The organism is Sulfuricella sp. (assembly GCA_041651995.1).
GTDB lineage: Bacteria > Pseudomonadota > Gammaproteobacteria > Burkholderiales > Sulfuricellaceae > Sulfurimicrobium.
The window spans coordinates 42,359-57,982 of sequence record JBAZID010000012.1; the positions used below are offsets into that span (position 1 = coordinate 42,359).

Sequence of the window (15,624 nt, forward strand, 5' to 3'; positions counted from 1 at the left end):
CGTTCGCTAGCCGATAACGCATGTCCAATAACATTATTCCAAAAGAGCAGTTAAGTGCATACCAGCGCTGGGAAATGGATGCCTTTGACGATACGAAGGCTGGGACGGAAAGCGCCAGCAGCGGCCAGGTAACGCTACCTACTGCCGAAGCGATTGAAGTCATGCACCAGCAGGCGCATCAGGAAGGCTACAGTGAGGGTTTCGAGCAGGGCAAGGCAGAGGGATACCGCGATGGGCAGGAGCAGTCCAGGCAGGAAGCGCAACGCCTGAATGGCTTGCTGAATCAGGTGAGTGAAGCCCTGCAGCAAATGGACCAGGAAGTGTCACAAGCTTTGCTCGATCTGGCGCTCGGGATTGCTCGCCAGATGTTGCGCCAGGCACTGCCAGTGCGGCCGGAACTGATTCTGGCTGTGGTGAAGGAAGCCATCAATAGCTTTCCTCAGGCCAACCAGCACCCTCAATTGATTTTGCATCCACAGGACGCCGCTTTGGTACGCGCCAGCCTTGAGGCAGAGCTTGTCCATGGTCACTGGCGAGTGGTTGAAAATAGCCAGATTGAACCTGGTGGCTGCCGTCTTGAAACCTCCCATGGCGAACTTGATGCCACGCTTGAAACGCGCTGGCAAAATGTGCTCGAATCACTAGGGCAGAACGGGGATTGGCTGGCGCCGAAATGAATCCGAAAGATAACTGGCAAAATCATCTGCAGAATTGCCGGGAGATCGTGGAGGGCAGCCCTCCCTGGGTCGTTACCGGCCGGCTGACAAGGGTGACCGGACTGGTGATGGAGGCGGTGGGTCTCAAGCTGGCGGTCGGTAGCAGCTGTCTTGTTTCCATGCCGGATGGGCATGACATGGAAGCGGAAGTGGTCGGTTTTTCCGGAGAGCGTTTGCTTCTGATGCCTTCCACTGACGTGTATGGGCTGACGCCAGGGGCAAAAGTCACGCCCGCTGTCAGCAACTTTCCTTCGCAGTCCCAGCCAGCAGGCCGCCCCGGACGGCATCGCCGCAATGAAGACCGCGCCAAGCAAGTGGCGGTGGGTGACCGCTTGCTGGGGCGCGTCATCGATGGCGCAGGCCGCCCCCTCGATTCCTTGGGCCCGCTCCTGACCGATTGCTCGGTTCCACTGCAAAGCAGGCCCTTCAACCCGCTGGCCAGGGCGCCGATTCGCGATGTCCTGAATGTCGGCGTGCGCGCCATCAATTCCTTGCTGTGTGTGGGACGTGGGCAGAGCATGGGGCTGTTTGCCGGCAGCGGTATCGGCAAGAGCGTGTTGTTGGGGATGATGGCGCGCTACACCAGTGCCGACGTGATTGTGGTTGGTCTTATCGGTGAGCGGGGCCGTGAGGTCAAGGAATTTATCGAAAACATTCTTGGCGCCGAAGGACTTGCACGCTCGGTGGTCGTGGCCGCGCCTGCCGATGCGCCGCCGTTGCTGCGCCTGCACGGGGCTTCCTATGCGACGGCGATTGCAGAATATTTTCGCGACCAGGGCAAGCATGTCCTGCTGATCATGGACTCCCTGACCCGCTATGCCATGGCGCAGCGCGAAATTGCGCTGGCGATCGGCGAGCCGCCTGCTACCAAGGGATATCCGCCTTCGGTATTTGCCAGGCTGCCGCAACTGGTTGAGCGTGCCGGTAATGGCCGCGATGGCGGTGGCTCGATTACGGCCTTTTATACCGTTCTGACCGAAGGCGACGACCAGCAGGATCCCATCGCCGATAGCGCACGTGCCATTCTCGACGGCCATGTGGTGTTGTCGCGCTCTCTTGCCGACCAGGGGCATTATCCGGCGATCGATATCGAAGCTTCGATTAGCCGTGCCATGACCGAGTTGATCACACCCCAGCACCTGGAGTGGGTGCGGCGTTTCAAACTGCTGTACTCGCGCTACCACCGCAGCCGGGACCTGATCAGTGTCGGTGCCTACGTCAAGGGTGGCGACCCCCTGCTGGATGAGGCGATCATGATGTACCCGCGACTCGAGGCTTTTCTGCAGCAAAGCATGCGACAGCAGGTCAACGAGCACGAGAGTGTGGCCCAACTGGCTGCGTTGTTCGGCCAGTAGTCGAAACATCATGGCGCGTAAATTTCCACTGCAATCACTGCTGGATCTATCCCGGAATCATATGGATCTGGCAGCGAAAAACCTTCAGGCTTTGAAGGTGCGCTGGAATGATGCCGAGGAAAAGCTCAAGCAGTTGCTGGCATACCGGGAGAGTTACCGGGAGCGTTTGCGTGAATCCGGCAGTGGCGGGACATCAGCCATGGCGCTGCGGGATTTTCAGCTTTTTCTGCTCAAGCTGGATACCGCCATCAAATTGCAACAGGATGAAGTTGCGCGTTGCCAGGCGCGGTGGGGCGCCGGACAGCAGGAGTGGCTGCGGCAGCGCGGCAAGCTCAAGGCTTTTGATACCTTGTCGCAGCGCCACCGGCGTGCCGAAGAAAAACGCGAGAACCAGATTGAACAGAAAGAGCAGGATGAGCTATCCAGCAAGAAAAGTGGCATGGAGGGTGAGCAGTGAATGTGGCATGAATATTGCTCTAAACCCATTCAGACAATGTGCTGAATGAGGTTGAAACATGCAAGCAATACCAGCAGCCATGGCCGTCATGCCAAAAATTCCCGGCAATGCCGCCCAGCCCGCCGGAGCGGAAAATAGCAGCGCCTCTGGCGAGGGCGTGGATTTTTCTTCCCTGCTCAAGGCACAGATCAAGGGAGTGGCGGTGGTTGACGAGGCTGTGGTTGACACAGAGATCAAGGCACGCCTTGATGCGGTATCCACGGAATTTGCTCCAGTCGACGTGGGGGGGCAGCAGGTAACGGATTTTTTGCCAGGAAGTGAGCTCGCGCCAAATGGCGGCTTGATTCCATTTGCCGGGGTTTTTTTGCCGGTTCCGGCCGACGTTGGGAAGCAGCTTGCGTCTCCTGGAAAGGCGCTTGAGGGTGTCAATGGCGATCCTGATGTTCTGGCTCAATTCAGCACGGAGCCTCCAGAAGTAAAAGCGGCAGCGTTGGATTCGGGCCGGCTGGCAGAATTTGCCGTTGACGGTGAAATATTGCCGCACGGCCGGGTGGAAGGCGGCGGGGAAGTGTTGCGCCAGGCGCTGTTGCCCGTGGATACGCCGCGCATGCCGGATGTCACGGCCAGTAACCTGTCCGCCATGATGACGGCAAATCAGCTTGCTATGGCCGAAACAAAGCCCTCGCAGTTTTCCCCGCTCACACTTCAGGCGCCCGTGGGCAGTCCGGGCTGGGGCGATGCGCTTGGCCAGAAAGTGGTGTGGATGGCCGGGCAGCAAACACAGGTGGCCGAGTTACACCTTAATCCACCCAATCTGGGTCCGATGGAGGTGCGGCTGACGGTCAGTAACGACCAGATTTCAGCCATGTTCGTATCACATCAACCCGCAGTGCGCGATGCTATTGAAGCCGCCATGCCCCGCTTGCGCGAGATGTTTGCTGATAGCGGGTTGACCCTTGGCAATACCACGGTCGGTTCCGATTCCTTGCCGCAGCAGCAGATGCCTGGCCGTGAGGGGCGGTCAGACGCTTCGCGGCAGCCGGATTTTGCTGTAACCGGCAACATGCACTCGCCTCAGAATATAGGCGGCGTGATTTCACTGCGTCAGGATGGTAGTGGAATGGTTGATCTGTTTGCCTGAAACAAACCCCGGGCCAGTCTGGCCCGGGCTCTCATGCCGGGATGTTGTTTTAATGCAACATCTGTGCGCAGTATTCCAAAAAATCCGTTTTTTTGTGCTGTGTTTTTTCTTCGTTACCCGGATTTTGTCCGGCGGGGTTCTTGTTATATTGCTGATTTATAACAAGTAATTGTTCATGTGGGCGGCGTTTTTCATTTCCGGCCGTTGATGGTCTGGCGCAATTTGCTTTCTCATGGCTGGTGCGTGCCCGCAGTGATAGTTGTTAAAGTACATAAATTATCAGCCAAAACTACTTGTTTTTTATATCATTTAAGTTTATAAGTTCCACCAAAGTGGTAAATGTCGACACTGGTTGAGTGCGGCGGGAAGCGAAAGCGAGGAAATGATGGCCAAAGACAAAGGAAAACCGGCTGCGGATGTCGCGGAGGGAGCGCCCAAGAAAGGCAAGGGCAAGCTGCTGATCATCATTGTTGCAGCCGTAGTGCTGCTGGCTGGCGGTGGCGGGGCCGCCTGGTACTTCATGCAAGCCAAAAAAGCAGGCCATGACGGACAGGAAGAAGCCAAACAAAAAGACGAGCCAGCGAAGCCACCGGTGTTCGTCAAGCTGGAAACCTTCACTGTCAATCTTGCTTCTGAAGGCGAGGATCGCATGCTGCAAACGGATGTCGAGCTCAAAGTGGCAGATGCCAAGGCGACAGAAAAGGTCAAGGCGCACATGCCCGAGATACGCAATACCCTTCTTTTGCTGCTATCCGGCAAAACGGCCAGTGCTTTGGCAACTGCCGAGGGCAAGCAGAAATTGAGTGGCGAAATCAAGACTCAAATCAATAAGGCATTGCACGTCAAAGAGGACGAAGGGGTGTCCGCGGTATTTTTCACGTCTTTTGTGATTCAGTAGATGACCGGACAGTGACGCCAGGACATCGGAAAAATGGCTGACGATATACTTTCACAGGATGAAGTCGATGCCCTTCTCAAGGGGGTGACGGGCGAGGTCGAAGAAGAGGCCGGGGTTGATGACGGCTTAGGCGTCAAGCCTTATAACCTTGCCAAACAGGAGCGCATCGTGCGCGGGCGTATGCCTGGGCTGGAAATGATTAACGAGCGTTTTGCGCGCATGTTGCGTATCGGCTTGTTCAATTTTATCCGGCGTACGGCGGAAATCTCCGTTGGTCCGGTGCGCGTCATGAAATACAGCGAATTTATCCGCAATCTGGTGGTGCCGACCAACCTTAATCTGGTTCACATTAAACCCTTGCGTGGCACCGCGCTGTTCATTTTTGATCCCAACCTGGTATTTCTGGTGGTGGACAATCTGTTCGGCGGTGACGGACGCTTTCACATGCGCGTCGAGGGCCGGGATTTCACACCCACCGAACAGCGCATTATCCAGAACATGCTCAACGTGGTGTTCGAGGAAATGAAAAAATGCTGGGAATCGGTTCACCCGGTGGAATTCGAGTATGTTCGATCGGAAATGAATACCCAGTTCGCGAATATTGCGACACCCAGCGAAGTGGTGGTTGTGACCACCTTCAACATCGAGCTGGGGTCGGGTGGCGGCGACTTTCACGTCTGTATGCCCTATGCTATGATCGAGCCGATTCGGGATGTCCTGTACAGCAGCATGCAAGGCGAGCGCATGGATGTGGACGAGCGCTGGATGCGGATGATGACCAAGCAGATCCAGGATGCCGAGGTCAATCTGGTCGCTAATCTCGGTGAGGCGCCAGTAAACCTGGGGCAGATTCTCAATATGCAGGTAGGTGATGTGATTTCTCTGGATATTCCCGAAGCCATTGTGGCGGAAGTGGACGGTATACCTGTACTTGAATGCAAATATGGCGTTCTCAATGGCCAGTATGCGCTGAAGGTCAACAAGATCCTGACCATGCCGGAAACCGAATCTTCATCGGAGAGAAGTAATGGCTGAAGAAGAAGGCCAAGTTGGAGCGGATGATTGGGCTGCCGCCATGTCCGAGCAGGGCGAAACTGCCGGCACCGCTGCCGAAGACGACTGGGCGGCCGCAATGGCAGAACAGGGCGACACCGATTCTTCCTCCGGCACCCAGCCAGCTCAGCCCCAAGTAGTCACAACGCCTGTTTTCGAACAATTTTCCGCATCTACCGGCCAGACTGGCATGGTCAATAATCTGGACATGATTCTGGATATTCCGGTCAGTCTGACAGTCGAGCTGGGGCGCACCAAAATTGCCATTCGCAGCCTGCTTCAACTGGCGCAGGGATCGGTGGTGGAGCTGGATGGTCTGGCTGGCGAACCCATGAATGTGCTGGTCAACGGTTGCCTGATCGCTCAGGGTGAAGTGGTGGTGGTGAATGACAAATTTGGCATCCGCCTGACCGACATCATTTCTCCCGCCGAGCGGATTCGTAAGCTCAACCGATGAATTCCCTGCGGTTTTCCGTGCTTGCCTCCCTGGGCCTGCTGCTTTTCCTCGCTTCATCTTCCTTTTTGGCTTTGGCGGCACCGCCGCAGGCACCACCACCGCTTCCCGCTTCGCCCGTTTCTCTGGGAGGCGTGCTGCAAGTGCTGCTGGGCTTGGTAATTGTTCTGGGCACGGTGGCTGCAACAGCCTGGTTGCTGAAACGTTTCGCGCCGGGGCAGGTTTCTGCGGGTGGGAACATCAGGCTGATTGGCGGAATTGCAGTGGGCCCGAAAGAGCGAGTGGTGGTGGTGGAAGTGGGAGAGACATGGCTGGTAGTCGGCGTGGCGCCGGGCCAGGTTACTGCGTTGCACAATATGCCCAGGATCGCAAATCTGCCCGAGGGCAATGCGCAGCCAGGGGGGGAGCAGCGTTTTTCGGTCTGGCTCAAGGATGTCGTGAGCCGGCGTAACGCGGCGGCCGGCAGCAAATAATTTATGGGCAGAGGATTGATGCGTAATCTGTTTTTTGTTGCAGCTTGGGTATTTCTGCTCGCGTTGCCGCAACTGGCAGTGGCAGCCGATGCCGGTTTTCCTGCCGTGACCAGCACGCCGTCGCCAGGTGGCGGCCAGACTTATACCCTCAGTATCCAGACCCTGCTGTTTCTTACCGCGCTGACGTTTCTGCCCGCCGCGCTGCTCATGATGACCGCGTTTACCCGCATCGTCATTGTGCTCTCCCTGTTGCGCCAGGCCCTGGGCACCATGCAGTCCCCGACCAATCAGGTGATTGTCGGCATGTCATTGTTCCTGACTTTTTTCGTGATGGCGCCGGTGTTCGAGAAAATCTACAACGAAGCTTATCTGCCCTATACGGACAAGAAGATCGAGCTCATGCCAGCGCTGGAAAAGGGCGCCGAGCCGCTCAAGGCTTTCATGCTCCGGCAGACGCGGCATGAGGATCTCGCCCTGTTCGTCAAGCTTTCCAACAGCCAGCCACTGGCTGGACCAGAAGACGTGCCCCTGAGAATTCTCGTTCCTGCTTATGTGACCAGCGAGCTCAAAACCGCATTCCAGATCGGATTCCTGATCTTCATCCCTTTTCTTATCATCGATATGGTCGTTGCCAGCGTGCTGATGTCGATGGGCATGATGATGCTGTCGCCCGTCATGATTTCGCTGCCTTTCAAGCTGATGCTGTTCGTGCTGGTAGATGGTTGGGCACTGCTTATGGCTTCACTGGTTCAGAGCTTCTATACATGACGCCGGAAACCGTGATGACAGTGGGCCGCCATGCCCTCGAAGTGACCATGCTGCTGGCTGCGCCAATACTGCTGGCAGCGCTGGTGACCGGGCTTTTGGTCAGCATTTTTCAGGCGGCAACGCAGATCAATGAAATGACCTTGTCGTTTATCCCCAAGCTGCTGGTGATGTTCCTGGTGATGTTTATTGCCGGGCCATCGATGATCACCCTGATGGTGGATTACATGCGGCAGCTGTTTTCCGGTATCCCGGGCATGATCGGCTAGCTTATGCCGATCGCGCCGTTTCATGCTGACTCTAACTTCTGAACAACTCCTCGCCTGGCTGACGGGCTTTATCTGGCCGTTCTTCCGTATTGCCGCTCTGGTCGCCAGTGCGCCCGTGCTGGGTAATCCCAGTATTCCCCGCAGCGCAAAAACAGGTTTGATTGTGGCCATTACCCTGGTTGTGTCGCCGGTGCTGGGCCCCATGCCCGATGTTGACCCGGGATCTGCTGCCGGTTTGCTGATTCTGGTTCAGCAGGTCGTGATCGGGCTTGCCATGGGCCTGGCCATGCGGGTGGTTTTTGTCGCGGTCGAGATGGCGGGTAACCTGCTCGGTTTGCAAATGGGTCTCGGATTCGCAACTTTCTTTGATCCGATCAACTCGGCTCAGGTGCCAGTGGTCGCCCAATTCCTCGGGATTGTTTTTTCGCTGGTCTTTCTGGCGCTTAATGGTCATTTGTTGATGATCGAGGCATTGGTGGAAAGCTTCAGGGTTTTTCCAATAGCGGCGGAGCCTGTGTCGGCACAGGGGTGGAAAATCCTGGTTGATTGGGGAGGCGAGATTTTTCGTGCCGGCCTGTTGCTGGCCCTGCCCATGATCGCCGCCCTGCTCATAGCCAATCTGTCGATCGGCATCATGACGCGAGCGGCTCCACAGCTGAATATTTTCGCGGTGGGCTTCCCTATCACGCTGGCAGCCGGATTTCTGATGCTGTTCGTGACCTTGCCATACATGACACCGATTTTTGAGCGCATGACGCTCGACGGCCTGGAGATGATGCTGCAGGTCGCACGGGCAACCCGGCCTGCCGGGCCGTAACAAGGCTCCCCTGCCCCGGGAGGGACATGGATAAAATTCTGGCTGAGCGGATTTCCAGCCAAATCTGGGATGAAAAGTACCGCTATCGAGAGCGTGGCGTAATTTGCGATGTCACGATCGAGGATACCTGGCGCCGTGTCGCGCGGGCATTGGCCGCAGTAGAGCGGCCCGAGTGCGCGGATGACTGGGCGGCCCGGTTCTATGGGCTGTTGCAGGACTTCAAGTTCCTCCCCGGCGGGAGAATTCTGGCCGGGGCAGGCACCCGCCACCACGTTACTTTGTTCAACTGCTTTGTGATGGGTAGCATTGAAGATTCCATTGCCGGGATTTTCGAGACGCTCAAGGAAAGCGCGCTGACCATGCAGCAGGGCGGCGGCATCGGCCTGGATTTTTCCACCCTGCGGCCGCAGGGGATGGCGGCGCAGCAGGTAGGCGCGGTGGCCAGCGGGCCTCTCTCCTTCATGCATATCTGGGACAGCATGTGCGCCACCATCCTCTCCACCGGTGCGCGGCGCGGCGCCATGATGGCGACCCTGAGTTGCGATCATCCCGATATCGAGGCGTTCATCGATGCCAAGCGTGACCCGAAATCCTTGCGGAACTTCAATCTTTCCGTGCTGGTGAGCGATGCCTTCATGGACGCAGTAGAGCAGGATGGGGAATGGCCACTGGTTTTTCCCCTGGCGGTGGATGAGGAAGTCCCGGGCGAGGTCATCGAGCGTAGCTGGACGGGCGCTGAAAAATCAAACTTGTGCCGGGTTTTCCGGCGGGTGAGGGCGCGCGGGCTGTGGGAGCGGCTGATGCGCGCGGCCTATGATTGCGCCGAGCCAGGCGTGATCTTCATTGACCGGGTCAACCAGCAAAACAATCTGTGGTATTGCGAGCATCTAAGCGCGACCAATCCCTGCGGCGAAGTTCCACTGCCTGCGTACGGTGCATGCAATCTGGGCTCGCTCAATCTGACCCGTTTCGTGCACCAGCCATTTACCCCCGCAGCGACGCTGGATATGGAGGCTATCAGCCAGGCTGCCGCACTCGCCACACGCATGCTGGATAATGTTTATGAGGCCTCGCTGTTCCCGCTGGTCAAACAGGCCGATACCGCCCGCGCCACGCGCCGTATGGGCCTTGGCCTCACTGGCTTGGCCGATGCCTTGATCATGCTGGGCATTCCCTACGGGAGTGCGGAATCGTTCCGCCTTGCCGGGGCAGTAATGGCGCGCATATCGCACGCGGCCTATCGCGCTTCCATCGAACTGGCACGCGAAAAGGGTGTGTTTCCCCTGTTCGACAGCGAAAAACATGGCCAGGGCGAATTCGTGCGCTCCCTGCCCGAAGATATCCGGCAAGGCATCAGCCGCCACGGCATACGCAACAGCCATCTCACCGCCATCGCGCCAACGGGAACGATCAGCCTGCTGGCCGGCAATGTATCGAGCGGGCTGGAGCCGGTTTATGACTGGCGCTATCGGCGCAGCATAAGAGCCGCGGATGGCAGCCTTTCCTCATTCGAAACGCAGGATTATGCCTATGCACGATTCCGGACTTTCCTTGGCGAACAGGCTCGTTTGACGCCGGCTTTTGTGACCGCCGCCGGGTTGCCGCCTGTAGCCCATCTCGGCATGCAGGCCGCGCTGCAAGCCCACGTGGATAGCGCCATCTCCAAGACCATTAATGTGGCGGAAGAATTAAGCTTTTCCAGCTTCAGCGGGTTGTACCAGCTGGCCTACGATCGCGGCTTGAAAGGTTGCACCGTGTTTCGTCCCAATGCGGTCACAGGCCAGGTACTGATGCCTGCCGACGAGCGCGCCCCGGATCGCCAATGCTGTTCGCTTGAACGCGAAGCGGACTAGCCCTGTCTTGAAGAATCGAAGCGCAACGGTTTTAGCGGGCAAGCCGCCATGCCGGCCTGCCTACTGCTTGCCGCCCCACGGCATGACGGGCACCGTGGATATGCTGTTCGCCGGCGCTCCCTCGATCAGCTTGCGGCTGATGGCCAGATAGACGAGCGTGCGGTTCGCCTCGTCCCACATGCGCATGATGCGGGTTTCCTTGAAGAGAATCGAGGTGTCCTCGGTGAAGATGGTTTCTTCCCTGGGCATCCTGGCCGGCAGGACGATGGGTCCGGTCTGGCGGCAGGCCAGGGAAAACTGCGACGGGTCCTGCGCCAGCCCCAGGCTTCCCGATACGCCACCGGTCCTGGCCTGGCTGACGTGGCAGGTAACGCCCGGCACCCTGGGATCGTTGAATGCCTCGACACACACCTTGTGATTAGCGCCGATGAGCTTCCAGGCGGTGGTGACGCAGCCGACAGGTTCGGCGTTGGCTGACCCGCTCAAGGCAAACAGGCTGGCTGTCATAAGACGTGAGAAGGTAGTAATTTTCATTGGTTTGATCCTTTTCATGTGGTCGCGCAATCTGCTACTCCGAAAATGCAAACAGCCGATAGGCCAAACTTCCCCACTAAGTTCGCTAGCGCACAGATTGGCGCCGCATAAAGGCGCAGAGTTCAAGGTATTCATTGTAATTCCTTTCACTTTGTACCGGAAAAATCATGGCTACGCTCCAGGCAGGCTGCCGGGAGTTGGTCAGGATTTAAGGAAATCGGCATGCCCAACCAACCCCCTGACCCAGCCAATCCCAACTTCCTGCGTGATCAAAACGACTGGGACACAGCGGAGCTGCTCGCCCACACACTGAAAGGCCTGACCGGCAACATCGGCCTTGGCAGTCTGCAACCGCTGGCGGAAAAACTCGAGCTTGCGATCAAGTCGCGCCGTTCGCGTGACGAGGTCGATGCCCGAATCGATGGGCCGACACGCATCGCAGAGATGGCGCGGGAAGCGGAGGAGCAGGGAAGGCCGTCCGCCACGGACAACCGGAAAAAGCTCGATGCAGTCTGTAACCAGCTGCAGTCCTTGCTGCTCGCAGGCGATGTGGGCGCCGTTGACGTGATGGATGCGAATGCGGAACTATTAAACGCAGCTTTCCCTCACCACTGTCATGAGATCGACAACAACATTCGGGCATTCGACTTCGAAGCAGCGCTCGCAGCACTGAGAACTGCCACAGCAAAACCCGCCTGAGAGGAGCCTTCATGGACGAACTCGACTTCACCGAAAAAGCCACCATACTGGTGGTTGACGACACGCCGGACAACCTGGACCTCAGCCGCCGCGTATACAAGGTCGGGCTTCAGCCCGAAATCTCGGGCTGAAGCCCGACCTACAATTTAATGGATTATTTGGGTTGAACTCATCGAGCATTGCCCAGGAACATCGGAAGTCGATTTTACAAATCCAGAAGAGGCATCCAAAGGATACCGCACCATGAAACCAAGTAAGCATCTCTCGATGATCCGCAGTTTCCATCTCGCCGACTGGTTTACCTTAGGCAATGCCATCTGCGGTGCCGGTGCGTTGTTCGCCATGATGAGTTATGTGCAGACCCCGGATGTGCGGAACCTGTTTTTTGCCTGTGCCCTGCTTGCCCTGGCGTTTGTATTCGATATTCTCGATGGTCATGTCGCACGATGGCGCAAGCAAAGCTCGGTGCTGGGGCGCGAATTGGATTCCCTGGCCGACGTGATCTCCTTCGGTGTCGCGCCCGTAGCCATCGCCTACGGCGTCGGTATGAACGGCCTATGGGATCTAATGATCCTGCTCTACTTCGTTGCGTGCGGTGTGAGCCGCCTTGCGCGCTATAACGTTACAGCTGAAGACCTGGCGCAAGGTAGCGACAAGGTGAAATATTTCGAGGGCACGCCGATCCCCAGTTCATTGTTGCTCGTCATCGTCATTGCCATCGCCGCCGGATACGGTGCGATCGGCGACCATCTCTGGTTTGGCATGGTTCACATTGGGCCATGGCGATTCCACCCGCTGGTATTGATGTTCGCGGTTTCCGGCTCATTGATGATCAGCCGGACTCTGCATATTCCGAAAATCTGAGATATTTTCGTGTTTTTATGATTTTCGGCATTGTTGGGGTGCGATTCAAGCTGATGTGGCGAAGCCCAACAAACCCAAACTTCAAGACCCGGTTTTGTTGTTTGAGTTTATTGGGCTTTGCGATAAGGCTGCTCAGACCAAGCTGCAAGCCGTTGATTCCATTCATATAAAATCTATAACGGATAATCTGGGTTTAACCTGGAAACTTCTGTTGACCGCTTAACTATTAACCCGGCCCGTAAATACCCGGGGATGTAGGAGGCCCGCCCCGGGCCGATTCAGGATATAACCGGCCAATCGCGGCGAGGGCGCCGCTTGTGAATTTGACGGCCGGGTTTGAGTGACCGGATCAAGGAGTGGGCCGCCCGCAGGCTCGAATATTGGCTGTAACGGAGTAATGATGAATAAATTTGTCTGTTTAAACTTGTTGAAATTTCTCCTTTTGATCGGCGCCACGAGTGTGGCGAATGCCGCGCTGGTGGAATCGTACCCTGCTGCAAGTCTGCGCGCAAAATACGTGTCTCTGGGGGAGCAACTGCGGCTGAATCAATTCAAGCGGCCGCTGGTACTCGGCTCTGCTGAAACACAAAACAGCTTGAAGGGCGATATCTACGCGATCGTCGACTACCCATTTGAAGCAGTAAGCGCTGGCCTGAATAATCCGGAACATTGGTGCGACGTGATGATCCTGCACATCAATACCAAATATTGCCATGCGGTGGCGGGGCCATCAGGCACTATCCTGGTAATCAATGTCGGCAAAAAGACGCCAGAAGAACTGGCTGATGCGGCGCGCGTCGAATTCAATTACAGCGTAGCTACGGCGACCCCAGAATATTTTGCCATCATGCTCAATGCCAAGGACGGGCCGCTGGGCACCAGCGACTTCCATATCACGCTGGAAGCAATGGCGCTCAAAAACACCAAAACGTTTCTGCATCTGACGTACTCTTACTCGATGAATTTTCCCGGGCGGCTGGCCATGAAGACGTATCTTGGGACTGTCGGCAGAAGCAAGATAGGATTTACCGTGACCGGCAAGCGGGCCGATGGCAAGCCTGCCTATATCGGCGGAGTGCGGGGCCTGATGGAACGCAACACGATGCGTTACTACCTCGCGATTGATAGCTTTTTAGGCGCAGCCCGTGCGGCGCCGGCGGTGCAACTCGAAAAACGTTTGCAGAGCTGGTTTACAGCGTCCGAACGCTATTCGCGCCAGTTGCACGAGATGGATCGTAGTGCCTACCTCGAGATGAAACATGCCGAGTATTTACGTCAGCAGACTATGTACTGACGCTCACTGCGCTTTGTTCGTGCTATGTGCGACACCGTACACTACGCATGGGGTTATGGGCAGTTCCGCTGCGGGGTTGTTCAGCCTGGGGAAGTATGTGATTGGCCTGTATCTGGGCAACAGCGGCGTGGCATCAAGCTTCGGCGCCGCCGGATCGCTGATCGCGTTGCTGCTATGGGTGTACTACTCGGCACAGATTTTCTTCCTTGGGGCGGAATTCACACGGCACTATGCGCTGTGGTTCGGCAGCCATGCAGCATGAGCGGCGACGCGCCGAGGACATGGAGCGCCGCGCGGCCGAGAGTTGAGTGTGTTTTTCACTGCACGGCAGGCTCGGCAGCAGGTGGGCATTATGTACGGTACCGCACAGACATTGCCCGCTCTAACGTCCATTATTCCTACCATGCCGCGTTTCTTCGCTCATCAGCCCGGATTTGGGGCCGGATGACACTCACGCGTTTAATGGACCATAAACACCGCCACGGGAGGCCCCTCCGATGTCAGTAATCGCAGCACCTGCAGCGGAAGCCCTGGCTGGCAATCAAGACATTTCAGAACAGGTAGCGGATGCTGCCCATCCTGGCATCGTTCACGTTCCTGTGGATGCGCGCGGCCTGGCGCTTGGCATACTGGCGACTGTCGCCCTGGTGTTTGCGCTGGACTGGATGCAGGCGCTTTTTGTCCCCTTGCTGTTGGGGATTTTTTTGGCTTACACCCTGAATCCACTGGTTGCAGGGTTGGAACGGATAAGAATGCCGCGCGTGTTGGCCAGCAGCATGGTGATGCTGGCCGTGGTGTGCGCACTCGTGTCGGGTGCCTACTCGTTGCGTGGGCAGATGCTGACCATAATCGCGCAGTTGCCCGAAGCGGCAAGCAGGCTCTCCGAGGAGATCGCCAGCATGCGCAATGACCCGGGCGGCAGTCTGCGGAAGATGCAAAGCGCAGTGGGCGAAATGGAAAAGGCGGCCAGCCAGATGGACGGAATTCCGCCGGGCCGCAAGCCACGTACTACCCACGTCGTCATCGACACGCCGGGGTTCAAGCTGGGCGATTTCATGTGGGCCGGCTCCATGGGGGCCTTGGGATTTATTGGCCAGGCGGTCATGGTGATTTTTCTGGCCTTCTTTCTTCTGGCGGGGGGGGACACTTTCAAGCGCAAGCTGGTGCGGCTCACAGGGCCGACCTTGTCGCGCAAAAAAATCACCATCACCATCCTTAATGACATCAACCATTCCATCCAGAAATATATGTTCATGCTGTTGGTGACCAATCTACTTTTGGGCTTGCTCAGCTGGATCGCTTTCAACTTGATCGGACTGGAAAATGCGGGCGCATGGGCCGTCGCTGCGGGCATGCTGCATGTCATTCCTTACGTCGGCCCGATATTCACTGCAGCCGCGACCGGGATGGCGGCTTTCATGCAGTTCGATTCGTTTTTGATGGCACTTTTGGTTGCAGGAGCATCATTGGCGATTGCCACGCTCGTCGGTACTTTTGTGACTACCTGGATGACCGGGAAAATCGCCAGGATGAACGCAGCGGCGGTATTTGTCTCGCTGCTGTTCTGGGCATGGCTGTGGGGCATTTGGGGCATGCTGCTCGGTATCCCGATCATCGTTATTGTGAAAGTGGTGTCCCAGCATGTAGAGCAAATGCAGCCGGTGGCAGAGTTGCTTGGTGAATAGAAATATTCATGTATTCAGTGAGTTGTAATTAACTATCAGGAGTGAAAATCATGGGTAAAGAACAAAAAAGCAACAAGTTGGAAAAGAAGCAACCGCTTCTGACGCCAAAAGAAAAAAAGGCAGCGAAGAAGACCAAGAAAGAGAAGGTAACGATGGGTTCATGACAGGGCGCGTCGGATTTAAACAGGTATCGGCAAGCTGGGAGCAAGTAGGTTGGGTTCACCCGGCTAAAGCGCCCGAGTACAAGAGGCGCGGCTTTTAGCGCCGTAACCCAACAAACCCAAATATTCAAAACCG

At 56.8% G+C, this 15,624-nt stretch carries 17 protein-coding genes and 1 pseudogene; 17 read left to right on the plus strand and 1 reads right to left on the minus strand.

What is annotated here, in order from left to right:
- Nucleotides 1-20 precede the first annotated feature (20 nt).
- From WC392_12880 to WC392_12935, 12 genes are all read left to right on the plus strand, one after another.
- Nucleotides 21-677: a flagellar assembly protein FliH gene (locus WC392_12880; protein MFA5243257.1), complete on the plus strand. Its 657-nt coding sequence runs from the start codon at nt 21-23 to the stop codon at nt 675-677.
- A complete protein-coding gene (fliI, locus tag WC392_12885; GenBank protein MFA5243258.1) occupies nt 674-2,071 on the plus strand; it encodes a flagellar protein export ATPase FliI in 1,398 nt (465 codons plus the stop codon). Before WC392_12880 ends, fliI begins: the two co-directional genes overlap by 4 nt.
- A 10-nt stretch (nt 2,072-2,081) precedes the next feature.
- Entirely contained in the window at nt 2,082-2,528 is a 447-nt protein-coding gene (gene fliJ / locus WC392_12890) for a flagellar export protein FliJ (protein ID MFA5243259.1), read from the plus strand.
- A gap of 58 nt (nt 2,529-2,586) precedes the next feature.
- The gene (locus WC392_12895; GenBank protein ID MFA5243260.1) at nt 2,587-3,669 is read left to right on the plus strand and encodes a flagellar hook-length control protein FliK; all 1,083 of its coding nucleotides are present in this window, start codon (nt 2,587-2,589) and stop codon (nt 3,667-3,669) included.
- A 382-nt stretch (nt 3,670-4,051) separates the two neighbouring features.
- On the plus strand, nt 4,052-4,567 hold the full coding sequence (fliL, locus tag WC392_12900; GenBank protein ID MFA5243261.1) for a flagellar basal body-associated protein FliL: 516 nt from the start codon (nt 4,052-4,054) through the stop codon (nt 4,565-4,567).
- A 33-nt stretch (nt 4,568-4,600) separates the two neighbouring features.
- Nucleotides 4,601-5,602, plus strand: a complete 1,002-nt coding sequence (fliM, locus tag WC392_12905; protein MFA5243262.1) for a flagellar motor switch protein FliM — start codon at nt 4,601-4,603, stop codon at nt 5,600-5,602.
- A 40-nt stretch (nt 5,603-5,642) separates the two neighbouring features.
- Complete coding sequence (gene fliN, locus WC392_12910; protein ID MFA5243263.1) at nt 5,643-6,077, plus strand: flagellar motor switch protein FliN; 435 nt, start codon at nt 5,643-5,645, stop codon at nt 6,075-6,077.
- Nucleotides 6,074-6,547: a flagellar biosynthetic protein FliO gene (fliO, locus tag WC392_12915; GenBank protein ID MFA5243264.1), complete on the plus strand. Its 474-nt coding sequence runs from the start codon at nt 6,074-6,076 to the stop codon at nt 6,545-6,547. The genes fliN and fliO overlap by 4 nt, the downstream gene beginning before the upstream one ends.
- Before the next feature lie 18 nt (nt 6,548-6,565).
- Nucleotides 6,566-7,315, plus strand: coding sequence for a flagellar type III secretion system pore protein FliP (gene fliP, locus WC392_12920; protein ID MFA5243265.1), 750 nt, complete (start codon nt 6,566-6,568; stop codon nt 7,313-7,315).
- On the plus strand, nt 7,312-7,581 hold the full coding sequence (fliQ, locus tag WC392_12925) for a flagellar biosynthesis protein FliQ (protein ID MFA5243266.1): 270 nt from the start codon (nt 7,312-7,314) through the stop codon (nt 7,579-7,581). The genes fliP and fliQ overlap by 4 nt, the downstream gene beginning before the upstream one ends.
- A gap of 22 nt (nt 7,582-7,603) precedes the next feature.
- The gene (gene fliR, locus WC392_12930; protein MFA5243267.1) at nt 7,604-8,398 is read left to right on the plus strand and encodes a flagellar biosynthetic protein FliR; all 795 of its coding nucleotides are present in this window, start codon (nt 7,604-7,606) and stop codon (nt 8,396-8,398) included.
- A 26-nt stretch (nt 8,399-8,424) separates the two neighbouring features.
- Nucleotides 8,425-10,251: an adenosylcobalamin-dependent ribonucleoside-diphosphate reductase gene (locus tag WC392_12935; GenBank protein MFA5243268.1), complete on the plus strand. Its 1,827-nt coding sequence runs from the start codon at nt 8,425-8,427 to the stop codon at nt 10,249-10,251.
- 60 nt (nt 10,252-10,311) lie between these two features.
- On the opposite strand, the gene WC392_12940 is transcribed toward WC392_12935, so the two are convergent.
- Nucleotides 10,312-10,785, minus strand: a complete 474-nt coding sequence (locus tag WC392_12940; protein MFA5243269.1) for a CreA family protein — start codon at nt 10,783-10,785, stop codon at nt 10,312-10,314.
- A gap of 222 nt (nt 10,786-11,007) precedes the next feature.
- Here WC392_12940 and WC392_12945 point away from each other — a divergent pair, with 222 nt between their 5' ends.
- From WC392_12945 to WC392_12965, 5 genes and pseudogenes are all read left to right on the plus strand, one after another.
- Entirely contained in the window at nt 11,008-11,484 is a 477-nt protein-coding gene (locus WC392_12945) for an Hpt domain-containing protein (GenBank protein MFA5243270.1), read from the plus strand.
- A 243-nt stretch (nt 11,485-11,727) separates the two neighbouring features.
- Entirely contained in the window at nt 11,728-12,348 is a 621-nt protein-coding gene (locus WC392_12950) for a CDP-alcohol phosphatidyltransferase family protein (GenBank protein ID MFA5243271.1), read from the plus strand.
- A gap of 397 nt (nt 12,349-12,745) precedes the next feature.
- Nucleotides 12,746-13,642: a hypothetical protein gene (locus WC392_12955; GenBank protein MFA5243272.1), complete on the plus strand. Its 897-nt coding sequence runs from the start codon at nt 12,746-12,748 to the stop codon at nt 13,640-13,642.
- A gap of 70 nt (nt 13,643-13,712) precedes the next feature.
- A pseudogene (locus WC392_12960) lies at nt 13,713-13,904 on the plus strand (YhjD/YihY/BrkB family envelope integrity protein).
- Nucleotides 13,905-14,139: 235 nt separating this feature from the next.
- The gene (locus WC392_12965) at nt 14,140-15,327 is read left to right on the plus strand and encodes an AI-2E family transporter (protein ID MFA5243273.1); all 1,188 of its coding nucleotides are present in this window, start codon (nt 14,140-14,142) and stop codon (nt 15,325-15,327) included.
- Nucleotides 15,328-15,624: the final 297 nt, after the last annotated feature.